We start from the raw sequence: 11603 nt of genomic DNA on the forward strand, positions 1-11603 counted from the left end.
GCGTGAGCCTCTTCTGGAAGGTCTATCTCACCATCCTCGGCAGCCTCGCCGCGGTGGCCATCACCGTTGCCCTGGCCGCCTATGTCGGCACCAGCCCGGACGCAGATTGGGGCGCCTGGCGCGACCGCGTCCTCGTGACCATGTTTCCCGCCGAAGACGGGCCGCAGGAACTCGCCGCGACGATCGAGCGGCTGCAGGCCGGCACGGCCGCCGACATCGCCATCTTCGCCGCCGACGGGACGATGATCGCAGCGGCGGGCGCCCCCATCGACGCCGAGGGTCTCGAAAGGCGGGGCTGGGGCCGCGGCGAAGGCGGCAGGCTTCATCTGTTCGACCTGCCGGGCGATCGGGTGCTGGCCGCCAGGTTCGACCAGCCCTTCCAGCCGCAGCGAACGCGCTTCCTTGTTCTTCTTGCCCTGGTCGCCACCGCCATCGGCATCGCCGCCTGGCCGATCGTGCGCCATCTGACCGGCCGACTGGAGCGGCTGCGCCGCGGCGTCGAGGCTTTCGGCACGGGTGCGCTCATCACCCGCGTGCAGGTCGAGGGCCGGGATGAGATTGCCGCCGTGGCATCCAGTTTCAATCAGGCGGCCGAGGAGATCGAGCGCCTGGTCGCCTCCCACCGCGCGCTTCTCGCCAATGCCAGCCACGAATTGCGCTCCCCGCTGGCGCGGCTTCGCATGGCGGTCGATCTTCTGCCCGAAAATGCCGATGCCGTGCGCCGGGCCGAGATTGTCCGCAGCCTGGGCGAACTCGACGCGCTGGTGGAGGAAATCCTGCTCGCCAGCCGTCTGGATCATATCCGCGATCTCGATGAGACCGAGACGCTGGACCTGCTTGCACTCGTGGCGGAGGAGGCAGCCCTGCACGGCCTTGCGGTCGAGGGAAAAAGCGTCTGGGTCGAGGGCGACCCGAGGCTGCTCGCTCGGCTGGTGCGTAACCTCGTCCTCAATGCCGAGCGCCACGGGGCGCCCCCGGTCACGATCGAGGTCGAGGCAGTCGCGTCGCGCGCCAGGCTGAGTGTGCGCGATCACGGCCCGGGCGTGCCCGAAAACGAACGCGACCGCGTTTTCGAGGCATTCTATCGCCCTTCCGGCAGGTCCGAGAGCGCTGGCGGCTGGGGGCTGGGCCTCGCGCTGGTGCGTCAGATCGCCGAGCGCCACGGCGGCACGGCGTCCTGCGAGGCGGGCCCGGGGAGAGGTGCCCTGTTCGTGGTCGATCTGCCGGCCGTGCCTTCCCGATCCTGACCGAGAATCCCGCGCCCAAGAGGGTGGGCCGCTTCCGTCTCGACTTTGTCATCAAACTGGCGGATGGTGCCGCACGGTAACCGGAAGGCGCGAATGGCCGCAGCAGAAAAGAGCCGGCAGATATGGGGCTGGTGGTGGTTCGACTGGGCCAACCAGCCTTACAATACCTTGCTTCTGACCTTCATCTTCGCTCCCTATTTTGCGTCTGCGGTCGCGCCCGATCCGGTGACCGGCCAGGCCATGTTCGGCTGGATGATGTCGATATCGGGCGTCATGATCGCGCTTGCGGCGCCGGTCCTGGGCGGCATCGCCGACAGTGCGGGGCGCAAGCGGCCGTGGATACTGTTCTGGTCGCTGCTCTATGTCGCGGGCAGCTTCGCCCTGTGGTGGGCCGTGCCGGATGCGTCGACGTCGACCATCCTGTTTGTGCTCGTCGCCTTCGCCATCGGCATTGTGGGGCTTGAGTTCGGGATCGTCTTCACGAATTCCATCCTGCCCTCGCTTGGCAATCGCGAGGAGATCGGGCGCATCTCGGGCTCCGGCTGGGCCTTTGGTTATGTCGGTGGCCTCGTGGCGCTGGTCATCATGCTGCTTCTGTTGGCCGAAAACGAGACCGGGGTCACGCTGATCGGCATCGAGCCGATCTTCGGCCTCGATCCGGCCATGCGCGAGGGCACGCGTGCCGTCGGCCCGTTCACCGCGCTGTGGTATGCCATCTTCGTCATTCCCTTCTTCCTGTGGGTGCCGGAGACCGGCGTGCCCCGCAGCACCCAGGCGAAGGGCGCCATCGCCAAGGGCCTGCGCGATCTGGGCCGGACGTTGCGCGGTCTGCCCCGACATCCGAGCCTGCTGGCCTATCTCGGCTCGTCCATGTTCTACCGCGACGCGCTCAACGGCATTTACACATTCGGCGGCATCTACGCGGCCGGCGTGCTCGGTTGGTCGATCGTGCAGATCGGCATCTTCGGCATCCTCGCGGCGCTGGTGGGCGCCATCGGCTGCTGGATCGGCGGCCGTGCCGACCGCCGTTTCGGCCCCAAGCCCGTCATCGTGACCTGCATCCTGGCGCTCATCGCGGTCTGTACGGCCATCGTCACCACCGACCGCACCATGGTCTTCCTGGTGCCGGTCGCCGCCGCTTCGTCCCTGCCCGACATCGTTTTCTACATCTGCGGCGCGGCGATCGGCGCCAGCGGCGGTGCGCTGCAGGCGGCCTCGCGCACCATGATGGTCCGCCAGGCCAATCCCGACCGCATGACGGAGGCATTCGGCCTCTATGCGCTGTCGGGCAAGGTCACGTCCTTCCTGGCGCCCGGTCTCATCGCGCTGGCGACCACGATCACCGCCGACCAGCGGCTGGGCGTGACCCCGCTGATCCTGCTTTTCCTGGTCGGGCTGGCGCTCCTCTTGTGGGTCAAGCCGGAAGGCGAGGACGAGGCCTACTGGACCCAGCGCGCCGCACCCGCCTGATGCCCCTTGCGGGGAGGATCGAGTGAGGAAGCCCGCCGCACGAAATCGGCCCAGGCGCGGGAAACGACGCCTCGTCGCTGGGAAGATCGGTGGCCGCCGGCATCCCGGCTACGGGGATCAGCCTCCGAAGAAACGCTGGTCGAGCGTGTCGAAGGCCTTCTGGAAGACGTTGTCGTGCACGTTTGGAATGAGCTCCAGATCGTCCTGCGGCGAGGCCGTCCAGTCCGCCGTCCAGACAGCGAAGCTGCGATTGGTGTCCGTCACCGGATAGAGCCTGGCGCCGGCATGGTAGTTGAGCCAGGGCATCGGGCTTTTCAGGATCCGGTAGCGGAAGGCGTGCTCGCTGTCGGAGAGATAGGTCAGCTGCTCCCACAGCGCGCCGTCGCCGAACAGGAAATCGCGCACGCCCGACACCTTGTCGGAGCGCACGCCGTCGATCATGTGCATCTTGGTGATGTCGTCGTGCCAGCCGCCCATGCCGGCAAAGTCGCGCATCTTCGCCCAGACCTTGTCCACCGGTCCGCCGATCACGCTGGAGGTGAAGACCTTGGCCGGTCGCAGTCCCTGCCAGCGCTGGGCGCCGTCAGGTGCCGCCTGTCCCTTCACCTTGCCGGCCAGCGTCTCGAGCCCCGCGGCAAAGACCGCGTTGGAAACAATGTCGACATACTTGCCCTTGTCCTCGGGCTTTTCGTCGAAATCCGCCCACCATTGCACGAAGGTCTGGTCGGTGCTGGTGACCGGGATCAGTTCCATGCCGGCCACATAGTTCTCCACCGGGAAGGCCGGCGTCTCGAAATTGTAGGTGAAGGCGTATCGGCTGTCGTCGAGCGACAGGAGCCGCTCGCGCACATGGGCACCGTCGCCCAGATGGAAGCTGCGCACGCAGCCGACCACGTCGGCCGAAAGCCCGTCCTCGATCGTGCTGTCGACGATGCCCAGGTTCCATTTCGGCAGCGCGTTGAAATCGCGCACCATGTCCCACACCGCCTCGACCGGCGCCTCGATGATCCTGCTGGCGTAAGCCCGTACCATGTTCGTCCTCCCGGCAAATTGGTCAGAAGCTGAGCGACTTGAAACGCCGCGTCTGTTCGGCGAGCGCGATCTCCGTGGGCAGCCGCTCCATCGAGGAGGCGCCGTAGAAGCCGTTGCAGAGCTCGGTATTGCGAAGCACGTATTCGGCATCCTCTGGATTGGCGATCGGCCCCCCGTGGCACAGCACCAGGATGTCCTTGCGCACGCGGCGCGCCGCTTCCGCCCAGGCGTCGACGTCGCGCACGCAATCATCGAGCGTGCGGGCGGTCTCCGCCCCGATCGAGCCGCCCGTGGTCAGGCCCATATGGGGCACCAATATGTCGGCGCCGGCTTCCGCCATCGCCACCGCCTCGTCGGCCGAAAAGACGTAAGGCGTCGTCAGCATGTCCTTTTCATGCGCCATCTGGATCATGTCGATCTCGTGCCCGAAGCCCATGCCGGTCTCTTCCAGGTTCTGCCGGAAGACGCCGTCGATCAGGCCCACTGTGGGGAAGTTCTGCACCCCGGCAAAGCCCAGCGCCTTCAGCTTGTCGAGATGGTGGTCCATGATGACGAAGGGATCGGTGCCGTTGACACCGGCAAGCACCGGCGTGTGATCGACCACCGGCAGCACCTCGCGCGCCATGTCGATGACGATCTCGTTGGCATTGCCATAGGCCAGCAGGCCTGCCAGCGACCCCCGGCCGGCCATGCGGTAGCGGCCCGAATTGTAGATCACGATGAGGTCGATGCCCCCGGCCTCCTCGCATTTGGCCGACAGCCCCGTGCCCGCGCCGCCGCCGATGATGGGAATGCGCTTTGCGGCCATCTCCTGGAAGCGCTCGAGAAGCTGGCTGCGCTCCGGGCGGCGGCTACGCCGGCCGGCGGCGCGCGGCTTGGAGGGGGATTGCTCGTTCATTTGACTATCTCGCGAAACTGTTGGGCCAGGAGCTCGGCGAAGGCCGCGTCGTTGATGTTGTGGGGAACTTCGATGAGCCGGCGCCTGTCGGTCTGCCGGAACGTGGCACGGATGGCGGCAAAAAGCGCTGCGTCGGCGTCCGGATCGTGGAACGGCATGCCCGGCGCGTCGATGGCCGAGACGCCGCCGAGCGGCAGCAGGAAGCGGATATCGCCTTCGCACTGGTTGAGCCGGCTGGCGATCCATTCGCCGATCGCCTTGTTCTCTTCCGCCGTGGTGCGCATCAGCGTCACCTGCGGGTTGTGGACATAGAGGTTCCGGCCTCGGTATTTCTCCGGCACCGTTTCTTTCGCGCCGAAATTCACCATGTCGACGGCCCCGACCGAACCGACATAAGGCAGCCGCGTCCGCGCCACCGCGCCGAAGCGGTCCTCCGTGCAGGCGAAGACGCCGCCCATCAGCATGTCGGCGACTTCCGTTGTGGTGACGTCGATCATGCCGTCGACGAGGCCCGAATCGGCGAGCTTTTCCATCGACTGGCCGCCCGTGCCGGTGGCGTGAAAAACATAGGTCTCGTAATCGGCGTCGAGCAGCCTGCGCAGCTGCGTCACGCAGTCGGTCGTCACGCCGAACATCGTGATCCCGATGCCGGGCTTGTCGCTGGTGGCGGCCGGAACCGCCCATTTGGCCATCCCGGCCGCGGCATGCGCTGCGTTGCCGATCACCTTGCGGCTGATCGCGTTGAGGCCGGCGACGTCCGTCACCGAATACATCATCGCGATGTCGTTGGGGCCGACATAGGGCGCGACATTGCCCGACGCGACCGTCGAGACCATGAGCTTCGGCACGCCGACGGGCAGCGCGCGCATCGCTTCGGTGACGAGTGCCGTGTTGCCCGACCCGCCGAGCCCCAGCACCGCGCCGATATCGCCCCGCTCCGCGAGCCAGATTGCAAGCGCCCTGGCCATGGCGCCGACCGCCGCGCCGCGATCGTTTCCGCCGAGGACGGCATCCCGCCCCTGGGGATGCCTCGAGGCTATGTCCCCGGCGGAGATATCGGCCCCCGCGCCCGTCCCCCGCGTGCCGACATCGACCAGCACCGCTTCCACCCCGGCCTTCACGATCAGGTCCCGGGCGTAGGAGAGCTCCTCCATCTTCGTGTCGCAGGTACCGATCACATAGACCTTGGACAATGTCGTTCCTCCCCTTCTCAATGCCCGTGGCTGACGCCGAGATAGCGCCGCTGCGCCTCAGCGTCGTCCATGAGCGCCTGCGACGCCATCGTCGTGGCGATGCGGCCCGTCACCATCACCGCAACGGTATCCGAGACGGCCGTCGCCACGCGCATGTTCTGCTCCACCAGGAAGACCCCCATGCCTTCCGCAGCGATCTGTTTCAGCGTCTCGACCAGGTGGTCGACGATGACCGGGGCGAGGCCCTCGGAAGGCTCGTCCATGATGACGATGCGCGGGTTCATCAGCAGCGCCCGGCTGATGGCGAGCATCTGCTGCTCGCCGCCCGACAGCTGGTTGCCGCCGTTCCGGCGCCGTTCCGCCAGGCGGGGAAACGTCTCGTAGACGCGCTCGATCGTCCACGGCACGTCGCCCTTCCGCGCCACCAGCGTCAAATGCTCGTGCACGCTGAGCGAGGGGAACATGCGCCGGCCCTGCGGCACCAGCGCGATCCCCTTGCGCGCCACCCTGTTCGGGTTCAGCCCGACAAGGTCCTGGTCGTCGAGCCGGATCTGGCCCGAATGGGTGCCCACCATGCCCATGATCGCGTGGCAGAGCGTGGATTTGCCCATCCCGTTGCGCCCGACCAGCGAGAGCGGCTTGTTGCCGAGCGTGAGCGATACGCCTTGCAGGATGTGCGCCCGCCCGAAGCGGACGTGAAGGTCGTCGATTTCCAGCCGTCCGGACATCAATGCGCGCCCCCCAGATAGATCGCCTGGACGACCGGGTCGTCGGCGATGCGGTCGGGCGTGTTCTCCACCACCACCTCGCCATCCTTCATGACGGTCACGATATCGGAATTGGGCAGCGCGACCTCCATGTCGTGCTCGATGAGAATGAGGGTGAGGTCGCGCGGCAGGTCCTGGATAAGCTTGACGAGTTCGGGCCGTTCGCCGGCCGAAAGGCCCGCGGCTGGCTCGTCGAGCATCAGGAGTTTCGGATCGGAGGCGAGCGCCATTCCGACCTCGACCTGCCGACGCTGCCCGTGCGAGATGGTGTCGATCTTCTCTGCCGCGATGTTGGAGACGCGCACCCGCTCGGCGAGATCCCGCGCTTTGGCGAGCGCCGCGTCGCCGGCGCCGGGCTTGAGCAGCGACAGCCGGTTCGGCATCGCCCCACGCACTGCGAGAAACAGGTTCTCCAACACCGTCAGCCCGGTAAAGAGCAGGGAGGTCTGATAGGTCCGCCCGATCCCTTGCCTTGCGCGAAGGTGCGGTTTCAGCCGCGAGATGTCCTCGCCGAAGAGCAGGATGCGGCCCTCGGTCGGCGGGAAGTCGCCGCAGATCGTGTTGAAGAGTGTGGTCTTGCCGGCGCCGTTCGGGCCGATGATGCCGCGCCGCTCGCCCCTGGCGATGTCGAAGGTCACATTGCGGACGGCCTGCAGCGCGCCGAAGCGTCTTCCCACCTGCTCGAGGCGCAATGCGGGCACGGCCGCATCGGGGGCAGGGGGCGGATTGGACTGTTGGCTGGCCGTCATGATCTCGTTCGTTGAATGCTTCTGCTTCCGGATCCCCTTCCCGGCCGGGGCCGGGAAGGGGTTCGCTATCGGCTTGCGCCTTGGCGCTTCAATCACGACCCGGGAGGGCAGTCCGGATTGTCGCGCGAGGGCGAGCCGAGGGCGAGGAACTCTTCCTCGTCCATGCCCATCGACTGGGTGACGCCTTCGGTGGTGCCGAAGGCTTCGGTCCGCATCGTGCCGCCATCATTGACCACGCGGGTCAGGAAGATGTCGGAGATGGCCTGGCGGTTGTGGTCGAGCCGGACATTCGCGCCCATCGGGTTCTGGAACTCGACATTGGCCAGCGCCTCCTGGAAAGCCGCCTGGTTGTCGGAGAGATCGCCGTCGACCTCTTCGAGCGCGAGCAGCACGGCCTTCGTGTTGGTGTAGTAGTTGAAGGCATGGATCGACGGGCTGTCGAAACCGTCCGGGAAACGCTCGCGATAGGCTTCCACCCATTCGATCCACATCGGATCGTCGTTGAGGTCGGCGATCGGACCCGCCGCCACCATGCCTTCCATCAGCCTCTGATGCGGGCCGCGGGCCGACAGCAGCGTCTGGTCGGCGGTGATGGACCCACCGATGATCGGCCGGTCGCCGCCGGTTTCGGCATACTGGGTCAGGAAGGCGAGTGCGTCGGTGCCGCCCTGGATCAGCACGATCGCGCCGGCATCCTCAGGGATGTTGGCGATGATCGAGCCGAAATCGGTCGTGTTCAAGGGCGACCACAGCTTGGTCACAGCCCCGCCGGCCGCGCAGTATTCGAGCATGAAGCCCATCACCTGCGCATAGGGGAAGGCGTAGTCGGCCGCCACGAGCGCGACATGGTCGACGCCGAGTTCGTCGTAGACGTAGTTGCCGAGGCCGGCCGTCCACTGCGTGCCTTCGGTGTTGAACCGGAAGAAGTTCGGCGAAGGGTCGCGCAGCGTGGTGTCGGCTGCACCCGACGAGCCGTTGACGATGGTCTTGCCTTCCAGCGTGCGCGAATAGTCGCGCAGCGCGATGCCCTCGGCGCCCGAGAGCGGTCCGATGATGATGTCGACATCATCCTGCTCGATCAGCTTGCGGGCGCGCGCCAGCGCCACGTCTGCCTGGGCGTCGGAGGATTCGCGGATCCACTCGATGCGTTTTCCCGCAATCGTGTAATCGATCTCCTCGAACGCCATTTCCATGGCCCGGTAGGCGTCCTGGCCGCCCGTGGCGAACGGACCTTCCAGGGTCGTGATCGAGCCGATGACGATGACGTCGTCTTCGGCCGTGGCCGGAGCCGGGCCCGTCAGGACGAAGGCCGCGGCGGCGATCGCTGCAACGGCGGTCGAATGGCTGAGTCTCTTTCGCAGCATTGGGAATCTCCCTTTAGCGTTTCCTCTGTGGCGGCGGACATGACCTCGTGGTCCTGTCCGGTGCTCCTTGGCGGCATTATCTGCCTGCTTCTTCGTTCGGTTGCGCGGCGGAGCGGGCCGGCGGCCGTAGGCTCGTCAGTTAGGTTTTCTCCTCCATGGTTTCGGTGGCCACGCTGCGACCGGTCCGCCAGCCGGTAAGGCGACGGAAGAGCCCGAGCAGCCCGTCGGGCGAGACCAGCACGATCACCAGGAACACGAGGCCGATCAGCGTGTTGAACCGGTCGCGGTCGTAGATCGTGGCGGCGAACGTGTCGAAAAGCGTGTAGACCAGCGCGCCGATGAAGGCGCCGATCGGGTGGCCGAGCCCGCCGATGACGGCCATCACCAGCACGTTGACGGTGGCCCAGATGCCGATCGAGCCCGGCGTGATCCCGATATTGTAGAAGGTGATGAGCACGCCGCCCCAGCCGGCGATGAAGCCGGCCAGCGCGAAGGATGCGACACGGTGGACGCCGACATTGAAGCCGATGGCGGAGACCCGGCGCGGATTGTCGCGGATGCCCTGCAGCACCAGCCCGAACGGGGTCTTCACCACATAGAGGACCAGGAAATAGAGCGCCGTGGCGACCAGCAGCGACGAATAGTAGAAGACATAGAGATTGCGGAACGGATAGCCGAAGATGTCGGGCCCGAGAATGTTGCGGATGCCTTCATAGCCGTTGAACCAGTCGATGTTGGACTGGGCGAACAGGCTGAAGCCGACGGCCAGCGCCAGCGTGATCATCAGCAGATAGATCTCGCGGGTCCGCACCGCGATCAGCCCGACGACGGCACCGGCGAATGTGGCCGCCGCTACGGCGAGCGGGATCAGTGCCCAATAGGGGAGCCAGTGGTTGCCGAGCGGGATCGCCGTGGGCGCCAGCACCGCGACCGTGTAGCCCGCAATGCCCGCGATCATGGTCTGGGCAAGCGAAATGAAGCCGCCATAGCTTGCGAGGAAGGTCAGCGACATCGCGACGATGCCGTAGACGATCGCGCGTCCCATGATGTTGCCGGTCCAGAAGCTCGGCAGCAGGAAGGGCAGCGCCAGGAGCAGCGCGAGAACCGCCAGGCTGATGGCCCATTGCAGACGGGAGAGCATCGGCATCAGTCGGGCCTCCCCATGATGCCCTGCGGGCGCACGGCGAGCACGGCTACCATGATCACGAAGGTCAGGATGACCGAGTAGGTCGGCAGCAGCGCCTGCCCCCATTGTTCGGTGACGCCGATCAGGATCGCCCCGATGGCGGTGCCGGGAATGGAGCCCATGCCGCCGACGATCACGACGACGAGGGAGGTCAGCAGGAATTTCACGTCGATGCCGAGCTGCGTTGGCTGAGCCGTGGCGCCGATGACGCCGCCGAAGCCGGCCAGGGCCGCACCGAGCCCGAAGACGAACACCGCGATGAGCGGCACGTTGATGCCGCAGGCGGCCAGCATCTGCCGGTCGTCGACGCCGGCGCGCACCATGATGCCCAGCCTGGTCTTGTTGAGCAGCAGCCACAGGCCCACGCCGACGGCCACCGCGACGCCGATCTGGAACACGCGGAAGGTGGAGTAGCGGCCGACGAAGGGAATCTCCATGGGGCCGAACAGGATGTCGGGCGCGAAGAACTGGAACGGGCTTCCCCCGAAATTGGCGAGCAGCTGGTCGGCCACGATGATCGAGATGCCGATCGTCACCAGTGCCTGGCGCAGTTCCTGCCCCTGCATCCAGCCCAGGAAGGCCACCTGCATGACGATGCCGACGATCGCCGCGGCGGCGATGCCGGCCAGGATGGCGATGTACCAGGCATAGGAATAGGTGGCGTCGTTCATGTAGAGCGGGTCGAAGACCGCGAAGCCGACATAGGCGCCGATCAAGTAGAGCGAGCCATGCGCCATGTTGACAGTGCGCATGAGGCCGAAGATCAAGGAAAAACCGCTCGCCACGATGAAATACAGGGCGGCAAGCGTGAGTCCGTTAAGCGTTACGGTTAACGCATATTGCAGCGACAATGTCTCCTCCCGTCGAAAGACTTTACGTCTTTCGCGAATCCAATTCTTGTATCGCGATGCGCTGTCCGGGATTCTCGTGGCACGCATCTTTATTGCGACCAAGGTTGCAAACTGGCGGGGCGCTTGCCAGAGCGGATTTTGCCGGTTTATGGGTAAGAGTGGGTAACAAGGTACGATTTTTGGAAAAGGCGATCCGACTTCTCATCCGCAGCGATCATGTTCCGTCCGCGCCCGGCGAGACATTTGTCTCCGCGCCGTGGCTCCGCGCCCTGCCCGCTGGCAACCCCGATCTCCTGTCCCTTCTGCCCGTCGCCGATCTCAACGCGGCGGCCTTGCGCCATCTCGACCCGCCGGTGCGGGGAAGCGACCGCGGCGGTGTCTTCACCGCGCTTGCCATGGTCGACCCGTTCCTGCGTCCGCGCGATGCGGTGGCAAGGCTTCGCCGGGCCGGGATTTCGGGGGTCGCCAACTTTCCCACCATGCAGATCGTGGATGGCGAGACCGCGCGCGCCTTCGAGGGGGCGGGGGCCCGCACCACGCGCGAAGTCGAGATGCTCGAAGCCTTCGTGGCCGAGGGATTGCGGACCATCGCATTCGCATGCGGCGCGGACGGCGCGCGGGATGTGGCCCGCACGCGCCCGACCATGATGGTGCTGCATCCCGGCGTCGCGCTTTCAGACTGGCGCCAGAGGGCGGCCGGTGCGCTGGCCGTGCAGCGTCTGATCGAACCGTGCCGCGCGGAGGCCGGCTGCCCCGTTCTCGTCTACCGGCCCGAAGGCTTCGGCAGCGAACTCGACCAGGCCATCGCGGAAGCCGATGGGGAAGCGCGCATCGCGGGGTGAACTG

11 protein-coding genes are annotated in these 11603 nt (G+C 66.3%); 3 read left to right on the forward strand and 8 right to left on the reverse strand.

What is annotated here, in order from left to right:
- The first annotated feature begins 2 nt into the window (after window positions 1–2).
- Entirely contained in the window at window positions 3–1247 is a 1245-nt protein-coding gene (locus tag GRZ55_RS16830; protein ID WP_368856635.1) for a sensor histidine kinase, read from the forward strand.
- A gap of 93 nt (window positions 1248–1340) precedes the next feature.
- Window positions 1341–2717: an MFS transporter gene (locus GRZ55_RS16835; RefSeq protein ID WP_169288123.1), complete on the forward strand. Its 1377-nt coding sequence runs from the start codon at window positions 1341–1343 to the stop codon at window positions 2715–2717.
- A 117-nt stretch (window positions 2718–2834) separates the two neighbouring features.
- Here GRZ55_RS16835 and GRZ55_RS16840 read toward each other — a convergent pair whose 3' ends face one another.
- From GRZ55_RS16840 to GRZ55_RS16875, 8 genes are all read right to left on the reverse strand, one after another.
- Window positions 2835–3749, reverse strand: coding sequence for an SRPBCC family protein (locus GRZ55_RS16840; RefSeq protein ID WP_169288124.1), 915 nt, complete (start codon window positions 3747–3749; stop codon window positions 2835–2837).
- A 22-nt stretch (window positions 3750–3771) separates the two neighbouring features.
- The gene (locus GRZ55_RS16845) at window positions 3772–4647 is read right to left on the reverse strand and encodes a phosphoenolpyruvate hydrolase family protein (RefSeq protein ID WP_169288125.1); all 876 of its coding nucleotides are present in this window, start codon (window positions 4645–4647) and stop codon (window positions 3772–3774) included.
- On the reverse strand, window positions 4644–5840 hold the full coding sequence (locus GRZ55_RS16850) for a Tm-1-like ATP-binding domain-containing protein (RefSeq protein ID WP_169288126.1): 1197 nt from the start codon (window positions 5838–5840) through the stop codon (window positions 4644–4646). Before GRZ55_RS16850 ends, GRZ55_RS16845 begins: the two co-directional genes overlap by 4 nt.
- Window positions 5841–5857: 17 nt before the next feature.
- A complete protein-coding gene (locus GRZ55_RS16855; protein WP_169288127.1) occupies window positions 5858–6568 on the reverse strand; it encodes an ABC transporter ATP-binding protein in 711 nt (236 codons plus the stop codon).
- Window positions 6568–7356 carry an ABC transporter ATP-binding protein gene (locus tag GRZ55_RS16860; RefSeq protein ID WP_169288128.1) on the reverse strand — a complete coding sequence of 263 codons (789 nt, stop codon included), beginning with the start codon at window positions 7354–7356 and terminating at the stop codon, window positions 6568–6570. The genes GRZ55_RS16855 and GRZ55_RS16860 overlap by 1 nt, the downstream gene beginning before the upstream one ends.
- Window positions 7357–7448: 92 nt before the next feature.
- Complete coding sequence (locus GRZ55_RS16865; RefSeq protein WP_169288129.1) at window positions 7449–8720, reverse strand: ABC transporter substrate-binding protein; 1272 nt, start codon at window positions 8718–8720, stop codon at window positions 7449–7451.
- A gap of 139 nt (window positions 8721–8859) precedes the next feature.
- Window positions 8860–9867 carry a branched-chain amino acid ABC transporter permease gene (locus GRZ55_RS16870; protein WP_210257390.1) on the reverse strand — a complete coding sequence of 336 codons (1008 nt, stop codon included), beginning with the start codon at window positions 9865–9867 and terminating at the stop codon, window positions 8860–8862.
- Window positions 9867–10757: a branched-chain amino acid ABC transporter permease gene (locus GRZ55_RS16875; protein ID WP_210257391.1), complete on the reverse strand. Its 891-nt coding sequence runs from the start codon at window positions 10755–10757 to the stop codon at window positions 9867–9869. Before GRZ55_RS16875 ends, GRZ55_RS16870 begins: the two co-directional genes overlap by 1 nt.
- Before the next feature lie 179 nt (window positions 10758–10936).
- Here GRZ55_RS16875 and GRZ55_RS16880 point away from each other — a divergent pair, with 179 nt between their 5' ends.
- The gene (locus tag GRZ55_RS16880) at window positions 10937–11599 is read left to right on the forward strand and encodes a phosphoenolpyruvate hydrolase family protein (protein ID WP_169288131.1); all 663 of its coding nucleotides are present in this window, start codon (window positions 10937–10939) and stop codon (window positions 11597–11599) included.
- The last annotated feature ends 4 nt before the right edge of the window (window positions 11600–11603 follow it).

This window comes from Chelativorans sp. ZYF759, assembly GCF_012911015.1.
GTDB lineage: Bacteria > Pseudomonadota > Alphaproteobacteria > Rhizobiales > Rhizobiaceae > ZYF759.